Origin of the sequence: Martinezella lusitana, assembly GCF_900094565.1 — a bacterium.
GTDB classification, from domain to species: domain Bacteria; phylum Pseudomonadota; class Alphaproteobacteria; order Rhizobiales; family Rhizobiaceae; genus Rhizobium; species Rhizobium lusitanum.
Window position 1 is genome coordinate 1 of the sequence record NZ_FMAF01000053.1, and the last position, 21,212, is coordinate 21,212.

Annotated in this window: 17 protein-coding genes and 1 pseudogene; 7 read left to right on the forward strand and 11 right to left on the reverse strand. The window is 55.2% G+C overall.

The window, feature by feature from the left end; genetic code table 11:
* The 6 genes and pseudogenes from GA0061101_RS41250 to GA0061101_RS37225 all read right to left on the reverse strand — a co-directional run.
* Nucleotides 1-108: pseudogene (locus tag GA0061101_RS41250) on the reverse strand (IS5 family transposase); the annotation flags it as partial.
* Between the two features lie 158 nt (nt 109-266).
* Nucleotides 267-1,040 carry an alpha/beta fold hydrolase gene (locus GA0061101_RS37205; RefSeq protein WP_092577586.1) on the reverse strand — a complete coding sequence of 258 codons (774 nt, stop codon included), beginning with the start codon at nt 1,038-1,040 and terminating at the stop codon, nt 267-269.
* Nucleotides 1,041-1,105: 65 nt separating this feature from the next.
* A complete protein-coding gene (locus GA0061101_RS37210; protein WP_092577588.1) occupies nt 1,106-1,624 on the reverse strand; it encodes a Dps family protein in 519 nt (172 codons plus the stop codon).
* A gap of 27 nt (nt 1,625-1,651) precedes the next feature.
* Nucleotides 1,652-1,837 (reverse strand): hypothetical protein, encoded by a 186-nt coding sequence (locus GA0061101_RS37215; RefSeq protein ID WP_092577591.1) that lies wholly within the window; start codon nt 1,835-1,837, stop codon nt 1,652-1,654.
* A 258-nt stretch (nt 1,838-2,095) separates the two neighbouring features.
* Entirely contained in the window at nt 2,096-5,284 is a 3,189-nt protein-coding gene (locus GA0061101_RS37220; protein WP_092577593.1) for an efflux RND transporter permease subunit, read from the reverse strand.
* 5 nt (nt 5,285-5,289) lie between these two features.
* On the reverse strand, nt 5,290-6,432 hold the full coding sequence (locus GA0061101_RS37225) for an efflux RND transporter periplasmic adaptor subunit (RefSeq protein ID WP_092577594.1): 1,143 nt from the start codon (nt 6,430-6,432) through the stop codon (nt 5,290-5,292).
* A 240-nt stretch (nt 6,433-6,672) separates the two neighbouring features.
* Here GA0061101_RS37225 and GA0061101_RS37230 point away from each other — a divergent pair, with 240 nt between their 5' ends.
* From GA0061101_RS37230 to GA0061101_RS37245, 4 genes are all read left to right on the forward strand, one after another.
* A complete protein-coding gene (locus GA0061101_RS37230; protein WP_092577596.1) occupies nt 6,673-7,635 on the forward strand; it encodes a GlxA family transcriptional regulator in 963 nt (320 codons plus the stop codon).
* A 93-nt stretch (nt 7,636-7,728) separates the two neighbouring features.
* Entirely contained in the window at nt 7,729-8,547 is an 819-nt protein-coding gene (locus tag GA0061101_RS37235; protein ID WP_092577598.1) for an alpha/beta fold hydrolase, read from the forward strand.
* Between the two features lie 129 nt (nt 8,548-8,676).
* Entirely contained in the window at nt 8,677-9,435 is a 759-nt protein-coding gene (locus GA0061101_RS37240; protein ID WP_092577615.1) for an SDR family oxidoreductase, read from the forward strand.
* A 79-nt stretch (nt 9,436-9,514) separates the two neighbouring features.
* Entirely contained in the window at nt 9,515-10,753 is a 1,239-nt protein-coding gene (locus GA0061101_RS37245; RefSeq protein ID WP_245297667.1) for an MFS transporter, read from the forward strand.
* Nucleotides 10,754-10,858: 105 nt separating this feature from the next.
* On the opposite strand, the gene GA0061101_RS37250 is transcribed toward GA0061101_RS37245, so the two are convergent.
* From GA0061101_RS37250 to GA0061101_RS37265, 4 genes are all read right to left on the reverse strand, one after another.
* Nucleotides 10,859-11,725, reverse strand: a complete 867-nt coding sequence (locus GA0061101_RS37250; RefSeq protein ID WP_037200425.1) for an aldo/keto reductase — start codon at nt 11,723-11,725, stop codon at nt 10,859-10,861.
* 496 nt (nt 11,726-12,221) lie between these two features.
* A complete protein-coding gene (locus GA0061101_RS37255; RefSeq protein ID WP_092577601.1) occupies nt 12,222-13,508 on the reverse strand; it encodes a c-type cytochrome in 1,287 nt (428 codons plus the stop codon).
* Between the two features lie 21 nt (nt 13,509-13,529).
* A complete protein-coding gene (locus GA0061101_RS37260; RefSeq protein ID WP_092577603.1) occupies nt 13,530-15,422 on the reverse strand; it encodes a monovalent cation:proton antiporter-2 (CPA2) family protein in 1,893 nt (630 codons plus the stop codon).
* A 3-nt stretch (nt 15,423-15,425) separates the two neighbouring features.
* Nucleotides 15,426-15,968, reverse strand: a complete 543-nt coding sequence (locus GA0061101_RS37265; RefSeq protein ID WP_245297668.1) for an NAD(P)H-dependent oxidoreductase — start codon at nt 15,966-15,968, stop codon at nt 15,426-15,428.
* A gap of 830 nt (nt 15,969-16,798) precedes the next feature.
* Between GA0061101_RS37265 and GA0061101_RS37275 the strand changes: the two genes are divergently transcribed.
* The 3 genes from GA0061101_RS37275 (at nt 16,799) to GA0061101_RS37285 (ending at nt 20,780) form a co-directional block, all read left to right on the forward strand.
* Entirely contained in the window at nt 16,799-19,525 is a 2,727-nt protein-coding gene (locus tag GA0061101_RS37275; protein WP_092577612.1) for an ATP-binding protein, read from the forward strand.
* Nucleotides 19,526-19,816: 291 nt separating this feature from the next.
* Entirely contained in the window at nt 19,817-20,056 is a 240-nt protein-coding gene (locus GA0061101_RS37280; protein ID WP_037200430.1) for a DUF2188 domain-containing protein, read from the forward strand.
* Nucleotides 20,057-20,060: 4 nt separating this feature from the next.
* A complete protein-coding gene (locus GA0061101_RS37285) occupies nt 20,061-20,780 on the forward strand; it encodes a helix-turn-helix transcriptional regulator (protein ID WP_092577613.1) in 720 nt (239 codons plus the stop codon).
* 234 nt (nt 20,781-21,014) lie between these two features.
* On the opposite strand, the gene GA0061101_RS37290 is transcribed toward GA0061101_RS37285, so the two are convergent.
* A partial coding sequence (locus GA0061101_RS37290; RefSeq protein ID WP_141694107.1) for a transposase occupies nt 21,015-21,212 on the reverse strand: 198 nt, incomplete at its 5' end.

Sequence of the window (21,212 nt, forward strand, 5' to 3'; positions counted from 1 at the left end):
GAAAAAGCGGCGATTGTCATGCGACGGCCGAGACTTGCGGCCACGCTCGGTCGGCAACAGCGGTTCGACGACCCGCCATTCCTCATCACTCAAATCGCCTCGCGCCATGGCTGCCTCCTAAAAAGCAGTCTTGAATCACGCCTCAGCCGATTTGGGAATGCACTTTGTCAACAGGACCTAGCCATTGAAAATTCTATCACGCTCCGACTTCATGAATGTCGGCGACATCGGAATGTGTGAACTTCTCGAATCTCAAAGGCGTCAAATCACTTGGCTGTCGCTGCCTCTTCGATGATCTTCGCAACCTTGTCGGGATGGGAAACCATGACGACGTGCGATGCGCCCTTCACAACGACGGTATCTTTGGACTTGGCGCGTTCCGCCATCCAAGCAATAGCTTTCGGCGGGATGTTTTTGTCGGCGTCGCCGTAGATGAACCAGGACGGGATATTTTTCCACGCGGCATTCACGGACTTCTCCCCCAGGGCAGCCGACGTGACAGGGCGCTGGGTTGCCGCCATCAACTTCGCGGCAGCTTCCGGAACATCGGCGGCAAACTGGCTGTGGAACTTGTCCTGCTGAATATACAGGTCCTCTCCTCCATCATTCAGCGCTACAGGTGCCGCAAGCGTGCCACCAAGGGTGCTCCCAGGAAACTTACCTGAGAGATCGATAGCGGATTCGCCAGTGTCTGGCGCGAATGCGGAGACAAAGACCAGCGACTTTACCTTGGACGGGTACGCGGCCTCGGAGATGACCGATCCGCCGTATGAGTGACCGACCAGAACCACCGGCGTCTTAAAGCTGGCGAGGAGATGGCGCACATAGTCGCCATCGGATTTAACACCACGGAGAGGATTTGCGACCGCTGTGACGGAGTATCCATCAGCTTCCAGCTTTTTGATCACGCCGTTCCAGCTCGACGCTTCCGCGAACGCACCGTGGACGAGGACGATTGCTGGCTTTTCGGCAGCATTCGCCGAACCGGTCATACCGAGCGCCGCGGCGCCGAGCAGCGCGGCAGTTATCAACTTAATCATGGGAATTACCTTTTGCTTTAGGGAACGTTATTCGGTGAGGCAGACCTTGCTTTTGCGGCTAAAGGTCACCCGTTTGTGGAACGAAGGGTCTCAAAGAGGAACCACACCCTCATCTCGCCTTGGTCGATCCAGTTTTCGAGCAGACTGGCGGTCGCAACATCGCGATATTCATCGCAGAGCTCATGCAGAGCCCTCATCCTGGCGATGAGAACACCGTTGTCCTCGCGTAGCTCGGCGAGCATCTCATGCGGGTGAACAAATTCTGCGTCGTTATCTGTGATACGCTGCTGTCGCGCTATATCGCCGATGGAACGCAGTGTCGTACCGCCGAGCTTTCGAACTCGTTCGGCCAAGGGGTCCGTGATGGCAAAGAGTTCTTCGCCATGGGTATCAAGAAGCAGGTGATAGCTCCGAAAATTCGGCCCCGACATGTGCCAGTGAAAATTCTTGGTCTTAATATAAAGCGCGAAGACGTCAGCTAGCAGCGTTGTGGCAGCAGCAGAAATGTCCTTCACCGCTTCCCCGCCCAACCCAGTCGGCGTTTTAAGCGCAGCGGCGCGGTGCAAGTTATCGATCTGGTCCATTGAAAACTCCTTCTGCGTTTCTAGAGTTCATTCCATTCTGCCCGATGCCATTGGATCGCTTGCGGGGAATGACTCCAGTAGCGCCTCATCAACGAGTTCATCTGCTGTGGTGCGCTTTGCCTGGCGCCACTCAGGTGGCAAATCGACCATCTCGGGCATGACTTCGATGCCATCGCGGATCTCGGGTCGACTGCCGCAATTTTTGCTGTCCATTTCTAGATCTCCTTTTGCCTTTGGTGATCTTTGCGAAATGCAACGAAAATATCTTGGACATTTCAGCTCCTGCGCCGTCGGCAAGGACGCTTATCAATCTCGAAGATCGATAGCTGACCACTCATTTAGGATGTCGCGGCACCGAGCGACTAGATCGCTGTCTCGAACCAGCAAGCTCACCATCCTTTTCGGGGCCGCATATAGGACACCAAAAGAAGCGGCGCCCAAAGGGCGCCGCATGGAAGTTGCGATAGGGAATTACTCGGCGGCTTGTTGATGCTCAATGAGCACATTGTCATCTTTTTCCGCTGTCCGCGGCGAATATCTCGACCGAAGAACCACATAAAAGACCGGCGTTAGAAAGAGACCAAACACCGTTACACCGAGCATGCCGCTAAACACTGCTGTTCCAAGTGACTGACGCATCTCTGCGCCGGGGCCCTCCGCTATGGCTAGCGGCAGCACACCGAAGATGAACGCCAAGGCGGTCATCAAGATCGGCCGGAGGCGCAGGTGGCTTGCCTCAACTGCGGCCTCAACCGCCGACTTACCATTGTCTTGGGCCTGACGAGCGAACTCAACGATCAGGATTGCGTTCTTGGCCGCGAGACCAATCAGCACAACAAAGCCGATTTGCGTCAAAACGTTGTTATCCATGCCTCTCAGGTAAACACCCGTGAGAGCTCCGAGGACCGCAAGCGGAACGATCAGAATGATTGCCAGTGGAAGGATCCAGCTCTCATACTGCGCCGACAGCGCCAGGAAAACGAACACTACGGAAAGGGCAAAGATCCAGATCGCGCTGCCTCCGATATGCGTTTCCTGATAAGCGAGCTCGGTCCACTCGAACGTAGTGCCTGGCGGAAGAACTTGCGCCGCAATGCCTTGCATCTTGGCAATTGCCTCGCCTGTCGAGACGCCGGGAGCGGCATTTCCCTGGAGCGGGACGGAAACGTACATGTTGTACCGCTGCACCAAAGTAGGCCCACTTGCCTCCCGTATATCTGCGAGGGTTCCGAGCGGCACCAGAGCACCGGTTGCGGAACGCACTTTCAGATCAAGCATGTCATCTTTCTCAAGTCTGAACTTCTTGTCAGCTTGAGCTCGGACTTGATAGACACGGCCAAAAGCATTGAAATCGTTGACGTATGATACACCAAGGTTGCTCGATAATGTCTCGAAGATGTTGGGGATCGGAACATTCAAGAACTGTGCCTTATCCCGATCAATCGACAAGAAATATTGCGGGCTCGATTCAGAAAATGTTGTGAAGACTCCAGTCAAGCCCGGCGTCTTGTTGGCCATCACCATCATCTGTCTTGCGAGCGCGAGCGCACGCGTCATGCTGGAACTGTCCTGGTCCATCACCTGCATTTTGAAGCCACCGGAATTACCGATGCCCTGCACTGGCGGCGGCGGAATGGCGATGATGAAGGCCTCGTCGACCGCCTGGAGATTTTTGTAAAGGGTTTGAATAATCTTCGTTGATGTGTCCCCGCTCTTCAACCGCTCGTCGAATGACTTGAACGGTGTGAAAATCACGCCTGCATTAGATGCGTTGGTGAATGTTGCGCCGCTGAACCCGGCGAACTGAACGGCGTTAGCAACGCCTGGGGTCGACCTCGCGATTTCGCCCGCTTTTTTGATCACCGCATCAGTTCGTTCCAGCGAAGCTCCGTCGGGAAGCTCGACTACGACAATTGCATAGCCCTGGTCCATGATCGGAATGAACCCACTTGGCACCTTCGTGCTCAAGAACCATGTGGCGACCAACAAACATGGGAAGACAATCAAGGCACAAGTCAGTCCAGTCTTCGTACTAACGATATGACGAATGCTTGTGGAATAGGCACTACTCACTCTGTCAAAGCCGCGGTTGAAGAGCTCCGCCGACTTATGACCGATTCTTCCCGCGATGCTTCGCTTTGCAGATTCGTGTTCATGCCTCTTCAGCACCAGTGCCGCCAGTGCAGGAGACAATGTCAGCGAGTTGACTGCCGAGATCGCCGTTGCGATCGAGATGGTCACTGCGAACTGCTTGTAGAACTGTCCGGAAATTCCGGGAATGAAGGCGGTTGGCACAAACACGGCGATAAGCACGAGCGAGATAGCGACGACGGCCGTCCCGACCTCGTCCATCGTCCGATGAGCTGCCCCCCGCGGGCTCATACCGGCGGCGAGGTTTCGTTCAACGTTTTCCACTACGACAATCGCATCGTCGACCACAATGCCGATTGCCAGCACCAAGCCGAACAGTGTCAGCATGTTCAGAGACATGCCAAACGCCGCGAGGAAGGCGAACGTACCGACAAGAGAGACCGGGATGGCAACGATGGGCACTATCGCGGTTCGCCAGGACTGGAGGAAGATGAGAACCACGAGCGCGACGAGGACAATCGCTTCGCCGATGGTGCGGTAAACCTCATCGATCGAAGAAGCCACGAAGTCGGTGGTGTCATAGATGATGCGATACTCAAGACCAGGAGGGAACTGAGCTGACAGGTCCTTCATGATCGATTTTATCTGAGCCGCCGTTTCCAGCGCGTTCGTCCCCGGCCGGGCAAAGATGCCCATGCCCACCGCTGGCTTGTTGTTCACATAGGCGTTGGTAACGTAATCGCGGGCTCCAAGCTCAATGCGAGCAACATCCTCAAGCTTCACAAGTCGCCCGTCGGCTGTCGACTTGACGATGACATATCGAAATTGTCGGGCGTCGGAGAAGCGGCCATCTGTCCTGACGGTATACTGAAACGGATTGTCGACCGCTGCCGGAGGAGCTCCGATTGAGCCGCCGGACACCTGAACGTTCTGATCACGCAAAGCACTCACGACGTCGTTCGATGTCATGCCGTAAGAGGAGAGCTTTTCCGGGTCCAGCCAGATGCGCATAGCGTATTGGCGTTCGCCGAAGATCTGAATGTCGCCGACACCCTGCAGGCGTACCAGCACATCTCGAACGCGGTTTCTCGCGTAGTTGGAGGTATAGAGTTGGTCATACCTCCCGTTGGGAGAAAGCAGGTGGACCACCATCAGGAGGTCAGGCGAGCTTTTGTTCGTCGTCACCCCCAGTCGCTGGACTTCTTGCGGAAGTCTTGGGAGCGCAATCGCAACGCGGTTTTGCACGAGGACCTGCGCCTTATCCAGATCAGTGCCCAACGCAAACGTTATTGTGAGGGTCATCGCGCCGTCGGCACTCGAATAGGACGACATGTACAGCATGTCTTCCACGCCATTGACTTCCTGCTCAATCGGCGTGGACACCGTGTCAGCTATCGTCTGAGAATCTGCGCCTGGGTATGAGGTGCGGACGACGATTGTTGGGGGCGCGATTTCCGGATACTGAGCGACTGGCAGTTCGAAATAGGCAATTGAACCCACGATAATCAGCAGGAGCGAAATGACGGACGCAAAGATCGGCCTGTCGATAAAAAAGTGTGCGAACCTCATCTCAGCTACTCCGCATTCACGGCTGTCAGTGGTGCTGACTCAACCGGATCTTTGTTTTCAGGCGGAAGGGTAATTTCTTTCGGGTCGACTTTAACGCCTGGGCGGACGCGTACGACGCCCTTCACAACTAGACTCTCGCTGCCGTCGAGGCCACTTCTGACAACACGGTATCCGTCGATTCTCGGACCTGGCCGAATCGCTTTTGTCGACACGACATTGTCCTTGCCAACGACGAAGACAACGCGCTCGTCTTGATCGGAGCTAATAGCCTCGTCCGGTATCAAGATCGCCTTGTATGAATTTGAACCTTCAAGCTCGACCCTGCCGAACAACCCTGGCTGAAGCACGAAATCAGGATTTGCAAACCTGGCGCGGGCGCGAAGGGTTCCGGTCGCCGCGTCGACCTGATTTTCGGCAAAATCGAGCGTGCCAGTATAGGCCGTCCCGTCCCGGTCGCCCAGCTTAACCGAGACCTTCAAACCTCCGCCACCGCTCTGCAGGACGGAGCCGTTTTTGCGGGCGGCTTCGGCGTAACTCAGAAGACGACGTTCATCGATGTCGAAATAGAAGTCGATCGGGTCAAGCATGACTATCGACGTGAGGACTGTCTGGTCTGCGGTGACCAGGTTGCCAACGGAAATCAGATGGCGGTCGATGCGGCCGCTCAATGGCGCAACGATCCGGCTATATGTCATGTCGAGCTCAGCGCGGTCGACACTCGCTTGAGACCCTTGGAGATTTGCTTGCGCCGAGTCCAGTTCCCTCCGCCGATCATCGAGGGTCGCAACCGTCTGGCTCCCCGACTTAACCAGAGCGTTAACGCGATCAAATTGGGCCTGCGCATAGGTTAAGCCCGCATTTGCTACAGCGAGGCTGGCCTTAGCTTGGCTCAATGCAGTCACAAAGGGGCGTTGGTCGACCTTAAAAAGCTCATCACCTTCCTTGACCAGCTGACCGTCTTTGAAAGCAATGCTCTGCAGATAGCCACCGACGCGCGAACGGATATCGACCTGTTCGGCAGCTCGAAACCGGCCAATGAATTCATCCCTGTCTGTCACGTCGCGAACCAGTGGCTTCGCTACAACCACCTGCGGAGCTGCCTCTTGGGCAGTGACGAAGTCAGTCAGAGCTACCGCCCATCCGGCCATACAAAGCGATAATACAAGAATTCGGGCTTTCATTTTCCACCTCACAAGTTGCAGCGTAACAAGGGCTGACGCCGACCTCGCATGAATGCGGGTCTGGCATTGTGAAAGCAGACTGACAGCACAGCAGTGCTAGTTATTGTACAATCAACGACTAATGTCCGGTCTTAGGACTGCGCTCTTGACCAAAACAGGCCCATGTCTCAAATAAGACGTATGCGGCACTTTAAGACGGAGCGATTGATGCGATCTGTGGGCTTTATTCTTGAAGACGGTTTTCAGGTCATGGGTCTTGCTGCCCTTTCGGCGTTTGAATTCGCCAATCAGGATCAGGGTACGGAGGCCTATAAGCTGACGGTAATGTCCGAGAAGGGAGGCACCGTTCGATCGTCGCTGAAGATTGGCGTAGAGACCGAACCCCTCGGTGATTTTCCCGACACGCTTTTGGTTGTTGGCGAGCTGATCCCAAGCCCCTCTTCGCCGGTGTTGCGAGATTACATTTCCAAAGCGGGCACAGAATCGCGGCGAGTTGCCGGGCTTTGCACCGGAGCATTTCTGCTAGCCGAAGCGGGATTGCTGGATGGGAAGGTGGCGACTACTCATTGGGCACACGCTCGCGACCTCCAGAGACGGTTTCCCCTGGCGCATGTCGATGAGGATCGAATTTTCACGCACGATGGAAACATCTGGACATCCGCGGGCATGAGTTCGGCGATAGATCTCACGCTGGCTCTGATCGAGGACGACTTTGACGCGGCCGTTTCACGGTCGATTGCGAGGAAGCTTGTCGTCTATCACAGGCGGCCTGGAGGCCAGTCGCAGTTCTCGGCGCTCTTGGAGCTTGAGCCAAGGTCCGACCGAATTCGTCGCGCCTTGATTTATGCGAAGGAACATCTCCGCAATCCATTGACGGTTGAGGAGCTGGCGGAGGCCGTCAGCTTGAGCCCAAGGCAGTTCAGTCGCCTTTTTAGGGAGGAGACCGGCCAATCACCAGCGAAAGCGGTCGAGATGTTACGTCTCGAGGCCGCGAAAGCCATGTTGGAAGACGGTCGCCACCCAATGGAGATTGTAGCTCGCGACACGGGATTTTCCGATCGAGACCGGATGCGCCGCGCGTTTCTTCGCACACTCGGACAACCACCACAAAGCTTGAAGCGGGCATTAAAGCTCATGGATGGCGAAGATGTCGATTTAGCAGACGCATGAGTCAAAGTCCTAAAACGACGGATACCTGTCATATAAGACAAGTTGAACTCTTGCTACAATGGGTCCAGCAAGAGGTACGTCGGGAGCCAATAAATGTCTTCAGGTCCAGAGATCCACTCAGTCCAAACCAAGCATGGTGAAATTGCCATCCGGACCAATGGCGCAGAAAGGGGCATACCGCTAGTCCTCCTTCCTCGTTTCAGAGCCACAATGGACGATTGGGATCCGGCGTTCATCAAGTCGCTTTCCCGCGACCAACAAGTCGTGCGGTTTGACAATCCGGGCGTCGGTTTGTCTCGGGGCAGTTCGCTCAACAGCATAAAATCCATGGCCAGCGTAGCCGCCGAGGTAATTCTCCAAGTCGCTCCGCGCCATGCTGATGTTTTGGGTTGGTCTCTCGGAGGCGCGGTTGCCCAGCAGCTTGCCTTGGATTATCCCCACCTATTGCGTCGAATGATCCTGGTCGGCGCGACGCCAGGCGCAATTGCCGAAGGACCGCGCCAACAACCCCGTGTTGCTACCGTTTTGGCGAAGCAGGAAAACGACGAACAAGACTTTCTTTACCTCTTTTATCCCGAGACCGAAGCTGCGGTGTCATGCGGTCGAACCTCGATCCGCCGGATCGCAAACCAGCCCTACAGATCTCCGGGAGTAAGCGCCCTCGCCTTTATGGAGCAAGTTCAAGCCTTCAAGCGTTGGCCAGGGATACTACATCGAGCAAGAGAACTTAAATTGCCAATACTCGTCGTCGCAGGCGCACAAGATATTGTGGCCCCCGCTTATTGTTCGTTTGTTCTGTCTCAGCAGGTCCCCGACGCGAAATTCATCGTTTACCCAGACTCGGGTCACGCGTCGCTCTTTCAACATGCCGAAGAATTCATTGAGGACGCAACGCGTTTCCTCGAAGCGTAACGAGACATCGAATGTCCGAAATCGCCGTTTCAATGGCATTTGAGCCAGCGCGATTTTCCGCCATCATTCTCCCATCGAAACACGGTTGCCCAGCCAGAAAGTTGGCACCGAAAATAGATGGAGCGACTTATGCAAATGACTGGCAACACAATCTTCATCACGGGCGGCACTTCGGGGATTGGCCGCGCCCTTGCTGAAGCGTTTCACAAGCTTGGCAACAAGGTTATCATCGCCGGTCGCCGCAAGGCCCTGCTTGATGAGGTCTCTGCCGCCAATCCAGGGATCGACGGAGTCGAGCTGAATATCGCCGACACTGCGGATATCGAGCGGGTGGCGACAAAGCTGATCTCTGAATATCCGAAACTCAACGTGCTCATCAACAATGCGGGTATTATGCCGTTCGACGATCCGGCAGGCAAAGTCGATGATTCCGTTTCGCAGAAGATCATCGAGACAAATCTGCTTGGCCCAATTCGCCTGACGTCGGCGCTTGTCGACCACCTCAAGACCCAATCGGACGCGACTATCATTCACAACACGTCCGTTCTTGCGTTCGTGCCGCTGGCTGGAAACGCGGTGTATTCCTCGACCAAGGCCGCGCTGCATTCCTATTCACTGTCCCAGCGTTTTGCGTTGCGGGACACCAACGTCAAGGTTCAAGAGATCGCTCCGCCGTGGGTCGACACAGACCTCGTTAAGAAGAGCGGCGATCCAAGGGCAATGCCGCTGGACGTGTTTATCGAAAAAACGATGGCGGGGCTCGCCACCGACGCTCCAGAGGTCTTCGTCGAAGAAATCACGGCTCTTCGCGATAACCCGGGCCTGAAAGAACATCAACTCGTTCACGACTTCAACGCGGCCCTCGTAGCAGACCCAATCCCCGTTTGAATATTGGTCGGTAAACCATCGGCCTTCCCGCCGGTTAGACGGGAAGGCCGAGAAGAACGCAATTAAGGGTACCCCCATCATGTCTGACCGCCTGAATCTGACACCGAAGATTCCCACTGAGACACTTTCCTCGACGTTGGGATCCCCTGAGCCAACGCCATCTTTGATGCCTGCCTATTTTCTAGCGCTTGGAACCTTCGCAATAGGCACAGAGGGTTTCATGATCGCGCCTCTGTTGCCGACAATTGCCGCTGATCTCGGCATGAGCCTGTCAGCGACCGCGATGCTCGTGGTTGTCTTCACGATCACTTTGGCCATAAGTTCCCCGATCACCACCGTGATTACTGGGCGTCTAAATCGCCGCGACACATTGTTAGTTGCCATGACTATTTTCGCCGTCGGCAACTTCGTGGCGGCATTCTCTGCAACGTTCTCCACCCTTCTGGTTGCTCGCTTACTTATGGCCGTCGCAGCAGGACTATTCGTTCCGAACGCGAACGCTCTGGCTGGGGCAATCGCCGGGCCTGCTCGAAGAGGAAGAGCGCTTGCTATCGTCAGTGGTGGCATGACCATCGCGATCGCTTTGGGGTTACCGCTTGGAGCCCTGGTCGGTCACGCCTTTGGATGGAGGACCACGTTTCTCGCCGTCGCTGTAATGGGCCTTGTGGCGATCGTCGGCATTATCGTGGGGATCGTCCGCACGGCAGGTGAAGGCATGTCCGTCGCAAGTTTGTCGGAGCGCATGGGCGTCATTCGGCAAGCGCCAATTCTCAAATTGCTTGCCATCACTCTGTTCTGGTCAATTGGCGCCTATACCGCCTACCCTTACATCGCATCATACCTCACTACTGTCTTGGGTTTTGGTACCTCAGGGATTGGCGCTACGGTCTCAATGTGGGGATTTGCGGCAGCGATAGGTGTGACCACTGGTGGCGCCTTGAACGACCGGTTCGGATCAGGAAGGGTCGTGACGGCGTCGCTCATTCTGCTCGGGTGCTCGTTTGCTGTTTTGGCGGCGGTGACTGTCCTTGGTCCAGCAGCGGCTCAAATACCTGCCTTAGTGGCTATCGGCGTCTGGGGTTTCAGCGTCTGGTCCTTCTTCCCCGCTCAGATGGCCAGATTGATTGCGGCATCGTCTCCTTCTCAGGCTTCGGTATCGCTATCCCTGAACACTTCGACAATGTACCTGGGCTTCTCGATCGGAAGTGCGCTGGGTGCAGGGATTATTGGCCTCGATGCTGTGTGGGCCATTGGTATTGCAGCTGCTGTCGCGGAAGCAATCTCGCTAACGCTAAACTACCTTTTCGCGAGGAAATAGAACTGGCATTGAGGGCATAGTTTCCCTGATGACGTTATTCAAAAACATCAGCCTTTTCCTGTCAGCCCGACAAACTCAAGCGAGCTTGTCGGGCTGATTGCTGTGTCACTGGCGACCTGCTGCATCGAGGGATGCGAACTCCTCGTCGCTAAGTTTGATGCCTGCCGCAGCGACGTTTTCTTCCAAGTGGCTTACCTTCGACGTGCCCGGAATCGGAATGATTACGGGGCTTCGTTTCAGCACCCACGCCAGTGCGATCTGGCTCGGGGTCGCGCCGTGGTTCTCCGCAATAACATCAAGCACGGAGCCACGCTTGGTGAGTTGGCCAGCTGCCAGAGGGAACCACGGGATAAAGCCGATCCCATTCTCCTCACAGTAATCAAGAACATCTTCGCTGGAACGATCGACGAGATTGTATCGGTTCTGAACCGTAGCAACTTTGAAATATTTTGAAGCCGCCTCGATCTCCTCGACTGAGACCTCGCTTAGGCCTGCATTCAAAATAACGCCAGTGTCGAGCAGGCTTCGGATGGCGACAAACTGTTCATCGCGTGGGACACGCGGGTCGATACGATGCAGTTGCCACAGCCCAATTTTCTCGACACCAAGTCGCTCGCGACTTTCGTGAGCACGGGCCACCAGCTTTTCGGGACGGCCATCCGGCGCCCACTGATCGGGGCCGGGCCGGGTCAACCCGGCTTTCGTTGCAATCAACAGCCCAGTGTAAGGGTGGAGAGCTTTTCGGATCAGTTCTTCTGATACGCCAGGCCCATAGGAATCGGCCGTGTCAATAAAATTGACGCCCAGCTCTGGTAATTTCTTGAGTGTGCGTTCGACTTCAGCTGGGTCTTGCGGCTGACCCCAAACACCCCGACCAGTGATCCGCATTCCGCCGAAACCCAACCGATTGACTACCGTCGAGCCTATAGCAAAGGTACCGGCTTCGGCTGCATTTGAATTCTTATCTGACATAGCTGAGATCTCTCAATTGCGACGATTTTCGGCTGCCGACAGGCGCCTCCCTCCCTCGTATAGGCGCTGGCCGGGACTTTATTGTAAGATTGGAGCGTTTTTGGGTTCGGTATGAAACGCCAACCAGCCGCTGGGGTGCCGGATATTACAGTCGATGCAAACCGCACCGCACTAATGTCCGCTTACAATCAGAGACACATCCTCGTTCGTCGAGCGGAGCAGATAATGTGACCTGAAGAGGCAAACATTCTGGCGCTTCAGACGAAGGGAGCCGTTCAATTCAAATCTTCTTGGCGCTCACGTGACAAATGGCAACCCGCTGTGTAAGCGAAGTCCAGCGGCTTTGACCAACGCGCTGGGTGACCACGGCGGTGCAACCGCGAAAGCTGTCGGTGCACTTTCCGCGTCCGTCCGATCGCAACCCACCTCCTGAACGGCAGTCTTGAATGATCCTTCCGGCCCTTTGGGAGCCACTTTGTCAACATGACCTGGTAGTTCACTTCCGCGCCTTCGCAACATCATTTGCTGTAACGGCACTTTTCTTCTCACCAAGGTCACTAATGACGAAGTTCACCAACGCTGCGATCTCCGCGTCACTGTAGACCGCCCCAAACGCGGGCATCGTCCGACCCGGCGCTGCCGTACTGTCTGAAGATCCTTGAAGGACAACCCGGATAAAATTGCTCCCTTCGACATCAGCTAACGTGTGGGCACCAATAATATTGGCCCGGTTGTTCACCAATCCGTCGCCGCTGAGCCCGTGACAGCTCGCACACGCACCAGCGTAGATCCGCGAGCCAAGGGTCTCGTCCGATTTTTTGGACGAGGCGTTCTGCATCGAGCTCTTACGATTCACACGAACCTTCTCGTCGCTCTCGATTGGAGGAACCGTCCGTAGATATGCGACTATAGCTTCAATGTCTGAAGTTGGGAGCCTGCTCAGGCTCAGGTCGACCGCTTCACGCATCGCACCGCCCGCAGGCCCGTGCCCGTTGGCATGCCCCTTTGATAAGAAGGCGCCGATCTCATCGTTGGTCCAGAGGCCGATGCCGCTATCCGGATCGGACGTGATGTTCCAGGCTTTCCAGCCATCAACTTCGCTGCCCGACAACGCCTCGCTCTGTTTGCGCTGGAACATCAGAGCTCTCGGTGTATGGCACTCGCTGCAGTGCTCGAGCGCCTCTACAAGATATGCACCCCTATTCCATTGCTCATCCTTCGATGGGTTACTCTCGAAAGGATGAGACGGGAGAAAGAGAAGGTTCCAACCGCGCATAAGCCAACGTTGATTAAAGGGGAACGCAAGCGAATTTGATGGAACGTTCTCGCCCACAGGTGCAACTGTGCGCAGATACGCCCGGACCGCCAAGATGTCGTCGGTCGTCATCAGGGCGTAGGACGCATACGGAAACGCGGGATATAAATTCTCGCCATGAGCCCCTACCCCGGACCGGACCGCACGGACGAACTCGGCATCACTCCAGGCACCGATCCCATGATCAGGATCAGTGGTTATATTCGATGAATAGATAGTCCCGAACGGCAGCTTGAAGGGTAGGCCCCCGGCAAATGGTTTCCCGCCCTTTGTCGTATGACAGGCAGCACAATCCGCCGCGATCGTCAGATATTCGCCTCGCGCAATCAGGGCTGCGCCGGTGGGCTGCAGCGCACTCGCTGTCACATCTGGCAGGGAATGTGGCCAGAAGAAAAAGAAACCGGCACCCGCCCCACCTACGCATCCCAGAGCCACAGCGGCAATTATCAGTTTCTGAAAACGCTTCATTCCAACCGCTCCTGTGGCAATTTACTGCCGCGATTGCTCAGCTTTCAGAGCGTGACTATCGTCGAGTACGGGCGGAGTCCAACCCCGTCGAACCAAGTCGTTGTACGCCGTTCGGTTGCCGAGCATCGCATTTTCGATGACTTTCCCGATGTCATTAAACCCGGCGATGAAGTCAGGATTGTCAGATACGGGCGTGACGCCATCAAAAAGGGGCGCCATCCGTTTCAATCCAGCTAGGTCTTGCTCGATAAACACGTTTCTTCTCTTTTCGACCTCATAGGGGTGCATGCCCAGCGACCGCAATGTCAGGACCGCGGCCTCCAAAGAACTGCCGAAAAGTTCTCGAACGATGTAATCCGCGCCAGCATCGGAGAGGCGATAGTAATGCAGCCGATCGTAAGCCCTGGCGACAATCTTGATACTCGGGTTGGCTCGTCGGGCGTAGGTCACGATCTCAACCGCGCGATCTGGATCGTCAATTGCAACAACGATGACGTTCGCTTTCGCGAGGCCCGCCGAGTCGAGGAGGTCAGGCCGCCCCGCGTCTCCAAAAAATGACCGAATTCCGAATTTTCGCAGATCATCTACCACGTCTGCGCGGAAATCGAGCACGACCGGCTTGTGTCCGTTCGCCAGCAGCATCCGGTTTACAATTTGGCCGAAACGTCCAAGTCCTGCGACGATGACAGTGCCCTCTTCGGGCTCGTCGTCGGCCCGGGTCGCACCGCGACTGTCCAGCAAGGTCACGATGCGGTCAAATAGGATGAACAGACCGGGCGTCAGGACCATCCCCAACGTGATAACAAGTATCGAAATCGAGACCATCTCCTCCGAAAAGATATTTCGTTCTCGTCCCAATGAGAGCAACACAAAGCCGAATTCTCCCGCTTGGGCGAGGCCGAGAGCAAATAGCCAGGCTGCCGTCGCCCGAAGTCGGAATAGCCATGCCAATGGTAGGAGAACGCCGACCTTGATCAACATCATCGCTAACGTCGCGACGAGGACGATCGCCCAATGCTGCAGCAGTATCGATAGGTCGATCTTTGCACCGATCGTCATAAAGAAAAGACCGAGCAGAAGCCCTTTGAAGGGCTCTATATCGTTTTGAAGTTCTTGCTTAAACTCGCTGTTTGCCAACACGACGCCCGCGAGGAAGGCACCTAGAGCTGGGGAAAGGCCAACGGCGGACATCAGTGCCGCTATGGCAACGACTACTAGCAGGGCGGCAGCTGTGAAAACCTCCCGAAGGCCTAGTTGTGCTATTGAGCGAAAGACGGGCCGCGAAAGATAGTGTCCGGCGGCCACAACGAAGACAACTGCTCCTAGCGTCAAGAGTGCAGATGCCCACCCCGGTAGCGTCGCAAAAAATGTTTCTCCATGAGCGCTGTTAGTGACAGTGGTGACCGAAGCAAGCATAGGAATGCAGGCCAGCATAGGAATGACTGCCAAATCCTGAAAAAGCAGGACCGCAAAACTCGCCCTTCCACCGTCGGACTCCAGGAGCCCTTTCTCTTCAAGGGTCTGCAGAACGATTGCGGTTGAAGATAATGCGACGACACAGCCGAACAGTGCGCTTTGCTGCCAAGAGAACCCCAACAACGTTCCGAAGACGCCGACTGCCACGAGAGTCAGAACGACTTGCAGACCGCCCAAGCCGATGAGCTTGCCTTTGAGTCGCCAGACCATCTGCGGATCGATTTCCATCCCAATGAGAAAGAGCATCATCACGATGCCGAATTCCGAGAATTGTTCGAGATATTCAGATCCCGCCCCAGAGACGTGAAGGATGGGACCGACGATCACGCCAGCGGCGATGTAGCCCACAACTGAACCGAGCCCAAGCCTCCGCGAGATGATGACGGCGAAGACGGCTGCGGCGAGATATGCCAGGGCATAGAACGTTAAACCCTCCATAGCCTAGTGCTCCGCCATGATCGGCAAATCAGCCGGGAATATCGAGTCGCGGGTCAGCGCCTCGTCAAGATCAAGCTGGTTGGCTGTTATCGCGCGTAGGAGAGCGCCGTATGATGCAATATGTCGCTGCGCCTCCGGCGTGCCGATGTGATTGGCGGCGTGAAGAACGAATGGAGGCAGGAACTTCATTCCGCAGAGCGTCGCGGTTTGCTGCAAAGGCAGCAGGAACTGGCGCAATGGGTAATTATTGCCGCCAGTGGCCGAGTAGTCGCTCTCGCGGCCGCCTGTGGTGACGCAAATGAGCGCGAACTTGCCAGCCAGCAGCTTCCCCTGTGGACCATAGGCGAACCCGTACTCCAACACGAGATCCTGCCACTCTTTCAGAAGCGAAGGCGTCGAATACCAATACATCGGGAATTGGAAGACAATGACATCGTGGTCCAGCAAGCGTTCCTGCTCTCGATCGATATTGATCTGGAAGCGAGGATATTCCTCATAGAGATCAACGAACGTCAAACCGTCGACTCTACGGGCCGCATCGGCCATTGCGAGATTAATACTCGATTTCCGTTGTGCGGGATGCGCAAACAGAACTAGGACACGCATTCTGGTACCTTCTCTTGCCACACAGTTCGCAAACCAATTCGCCACCACCTCAATGGTACAGTGTCATCGTCATTAAAGGGTTGGCCTTTCCATTTATTGGACGATCCGGCAGGAGCGAGCAAACACACGCCGCACTCGATTTTGACAAGAATTCTCCACCGACTGGGTTAGCCTCCAACGCGTCAAAGGAGGCTTCGATGCCCGAAACGCTTACAATTACTGAGATGAGGTCAGATCCATTAATAGCGCTGTTGAACCGAGCCGATGGTATCGACCCCAGAAGTTTCCTGAAGCTGCTCGATGGGGCTGCGCAGAAACTGAATAAACACGGGGGTTCCGGCCAGGTTGGGCCTACATTATGGCATCGCAGCACCGGCGGTTCTGTTATCTGATGGCTTTCTAACGCTCCACACATCCTGCGAAACGCGGAATCCCGATCAAGGCTTCGGAGACGCTACTCCACGCCAGCGTTTTTTGTCATTGTTTCGCGTGCGTAGCCTGTTATTGCTCGCGGTATGGCTCCAAGTCGATTTCCGGCATCGATTTTAGAGCCGCATATTTATAACGGGGCCGTTTATGATCCACCACATCGACCTCTGGTGAGCTGGTGAGAAATGAGTCAATATTCTACAAGGCAGAAGAGGGAAAACTCGATCTAAAACTACGAATTAGAACTTCTTGAAAGACCCGGCTAAGAACTGTAAGGGCAGACGCGGCGGTGCAGAACCCGAAAACTGAAAAAGTGAACCAAGCTGAATCTTGGGGGCGGCATGTCAGTCTTATATTTCGATAGTTTCGAGCTAGATATCGAAAATCGGAGGCTGTCTGCGGATGGGAAAGCACTGCGCCTTGGTAGTCGGGCCTTTGATATTCTCGCCGCACTTGCCACGCGGGCGGGACAGGTCGTCAGTAAAGAAGAGCTTATTCGGGCGGTTTGGCCAACCACAATCGTTGAAGAAGGTGCGCTGAGAGTCCATCTGGTCTCGCTTCGGAAGTCACTCGGGGATGAAGCTCGGAAATTTATCGAAAATGTGCCCAGCCGAGGATACCAGTTTCTACCGACTGTCAGAGTGAGTCATCGCCCGGCGACGAGCCGTCCAGCGAATCCGATCGATAAGTCGACATTGCCGAGAACGGCTACCAAACTCCTTGGTAGGGAAGATTTTATACGAACGACCGCTGAGTTTTTTAAGACAACGAGGCTCCTTACGATTGCTGGTGCCGGTGGCATAGGCAAAACATCGGTCGCAATAGCCGTAGCCAGATTGCTAAGTCAGCAGTATCGGGTGCTGTTCCTGGATCTCGCCGCCCACTCAACTGGCGAGACATTGCTGCCATCGCTGGCAAGTCAGCTGGGACTAAGTGTCTACGGCTCGAATGTTCTCCCAGCGATTATTGGCGAATTGCAAAAGAGCGCCACCCTCTTGGTTTTTGATAACTGCGAGCATGTTGTCGACGAAGCCGCTCGTGCCGCCGAGGAAATTCTGAAGGCTTCGCCATTGACCACTATTTTGGCGACAAGCCGGGAGCCATTGCGGGCGTCTCTTGAGCGTGTGCGGCAACTTCCACCTTTGGAGGTTCCCCCTGAGGGTTCATCGACCATAAACGCATCAGAATATGCTGGTTTAGAACTTTTCATTTCTCTTGCGGGCCTCGTGGCCGATGAAAGTGACTTTGCACGCCCCGATGCAATGACTTTGGCGGCCGATATCGTCCGCAGGCTCGATGGTATACCCTTGGCCATCGAACTCGCAGCCGCGCGAGCGTTCGATATGGATCTCGAAAGTCTTCATCGCTCGGTCGCGGACCCGCTGGCGCTGTTAAGGCGAGGTCGTCGTACCGCACCGCCCCGTCAACAAACGCTAAGAGCCGCTTTGGACTGGAGCTATAACACGCTAGAGCCCACCCAAAAGGACCTGTTAGATCGGCTTTCTGTTTTTGCTGGTACATTCACTGCGGACCACGCAAGGTGGGTTGCTGCTGAGGATGTCTCCGACGAAGAATTCTACGATGCCTTTGACGGGTTGTTTCTAAAGTCTTTGCTCAACGTCTCCGGAGCAGGCGGCAACTATCGGCTCTTGGTCACCACAAGGGAATATGCGGCGACCAAACTCGCCAACTCCGGTTTTGATCAATCCTGCAAATTGGCTCACGCTAAGCTTTGCCGCGCTCGGCTTGCCGAAGCTGAGCGCGATTGGACTGTTCTCGATACCGGTAGTTGGCTCAACGAACACGGAGGCTTGGTTCACGAACTCCGAAGCGCACTAGAGTGGGCATTTTCCAAGGGCGGCGAGACGCGGGCCGGAATTGATCTTGTGGCCAGTTCCAACATCATTTGGACCCAGCTTGGCCTGATGGCTGAGCAGCTCAGGCACCTCGAACGCGCCCTCGCCTACTTCGATCAGCTAGAAGAGGTCGACGCACTTACCGAGATGAACCTACGGGTCTCTCATGGCGGCACTCTTTACCACATCAAGAGCTCGGAACGTGACCAGGAAGCAATCGAAGAGTTTTCCAAAGCCAAATCCATTGCCGAGAATTTGCGTGACCACATGAACACACTCCGCGCGGTCGGAGGAATGACGGCAATCCACACCATGAATGGTGACTACGTCGAGGCGATATCACTTGCACACCGTTTCAACGACCTCTTTGGGAACGTACTGCCGAATGCAGCGAGCCGCCTCCTTGCTCACAACTTCCACTACATCGGAAACTTTGATGCCGGGTTGACGCACGCGCAAATTGCACTCGAACTCGCAAGGGGAGGTGTCCGCGGGACTCTCAACAACGGAGCGAGTTATGATCAGCGCATCAGTGCTTTATCGACGGTCGTCAAGACGCTGTGGGTTCAGGGAAAGCTTTCAGAGGCGAGGTCATTGCTTGCCTCGACATTTGAAGAAGCTAGCGCATTAGATCACGCCATCTCGTACTGCCTCTTCCTTTCAGTTTCCGCATGTCCAACTGCGTTTGGCATGGGAGACCATGATCTAGGAGTTCGGCTTCTCAGCCATCTAGCCGAAAAAGCAACGAAGAACTCCCTCCTTCGGTGGCAAGAATGGGCCACGACGTTCCATCACGTCGCTAAAGCCGTCCAGTCGGGCAACTCGGACGAGTTCAATCAAAGCCTTAGGAATGCGAAGGGTGCCCGGTTCGAAAATTGCCTTATGGCAGGCGGCCACCTCGCCGACGACGAGACCTTGGATCGTGCGCTTTCAAAGAACGCGGGGTGGTGCCGTGCAGAATTGTACCGATTGAAGGGAGAGCGACTTCTTCTTGAAAATGCTCAAGATGGCCGGGAACTGATACGTCGTGGATACGATCTTGCAACCGAACAAGGCGCAAAGTTTTGGGAACTTAGATCTGCGACCAGTCTCGCAAAACACGCGGCGGAATCTCATGGTCGGGCAGAGCGCGAGAGGCTAGCGGAGACTCTTTCCTTTTTTGAGGGTGAAGCTTTGTCCGTGGACGTCTCCGCAGCACGTAAATTCGCATAGTCTACAGCCGTCTGTCACGGCCGAAACTTACAAGATCGTATAAGCATCCGCGGCGCATGATCGGATCACCACTCGATCCGAATTAGCAAATGCGACACGATCAACAGCATAGTCAGCCAGAGAGCTATTCGACAGGGTTGCCACTGCTGATCATCAAATCAGCAATGTTCTCAATCGCGCTCTTTGCAATCCTCGGAAAGGCAGGTTGCGCACCACACCAGGTTCCCGCCCGCTACCGAGACCTTCTTAATTAATCGGCGATGACTTCCAGCGACTTAGAGAGAATTTCGAATGCATATCACCTATCACATTGGCCCCCATGACGGTGGCTTTGCGTACCGTCTTGATGACGTTTGGTCAGAGCCCTTCAATACACATGAGGATGCCTTGACGGCGGCAAGAATTGCGGCGCAGCGACAGCAGATAGCAGGCCGCGACACCGAAATCGCTTTTGAGACGACCGACGGCAAATGGCATCGCGAATATTCCCTTGGCACCGACAGACCTGAGACTGAGGTCGTCGACGGTTAGCAAGATGCCTGCTCGTTCGGGATATAGAAAGACCAAGAGCTCTGATCCAGATCGTATCGTCAGCGCGATTGCACGGCTTAACGCCTTGCAATCGCGTTTGCGGTCGATGTTGAAGGGCTATAATTTTCGTTACTTTCTGTTCGGGACCTTCCCGGCGCCAGGTCGCCCACTGTTTGCCGACAACGTTCTGGCGACCAACTGGCCCACCGATCTGCTCAACGCCTACAAATCTCGAAACCTATTGACTGAAAGCCCGCTTATCAGGAGGCTTGAGCGGACCGTCCTTCCAGTGCCGACGATGCCACTACTTCTCGCCCGAGCCCCTCACCCTAGTCACAGACCTCAAGACGGGATTTTCATCAACGAGGGATTCTCGTTCACGTTCGCTGTTGCACTCTCAGATTCAGAACAGCGACGTTACGTTTGTCTGATGTCTGGTCGGCGAAGGGTCGAACGCCACGAAGAGATGGCGATGCTTATGATGGCGCTTATGGGAGCGGTAGACTCATATAGTTCGCGTTCGCGGGCAACTGACGTTTTGACACCTCGCGAGAAAGAATGCCTCCGATGGGCCAGCGAGGGTAAAACGAGCCGCGAAATCGGGCAAATACTTGCGCTCTCCAATCACACAATCGATGGCTATCTCAGGGCCGCCATGGAAAAGCTCGATGCGGTAACGCGCACACAAGCGGTGGCAACGGCGTCTAAGCTTGGATTAATCTGAAGGCGGATGCATCGCGAGGTGCTTGGCACCTCTGGCAATGGCATAGCAATGGCAAAGCCAGGATGAGCGAAATGGTGAGCTCGGAACGGCATTTAACAAGGTGCGGAAATAGCGTTAATTTTTCAGCCGATCCTCGCTAGATGGCTCGAAGACGAGCCTTGACGATGCTTTTTCAGCGGCCCTTTCGGCGTGCTTGATAGTAATCCACCGTCTTTGGGCGGATTACGGGCGCGATCATGCCGTCGCCAGCAGCTTTGGTAGCCTCACCAAATTATAAGCGGTGGCCGTCAGGGTGAACATCCAGCCGACGCGATCCTTTCCGCGGTGGCGGGTCTTGCGCATTCCGCCGCTGGTCTTGGCCCAGCCGAACACTTCTTCGATACGCTTGCGAATGCGCTGACTAACGGCATAGCCGGAGTGATGGGTGGTGCG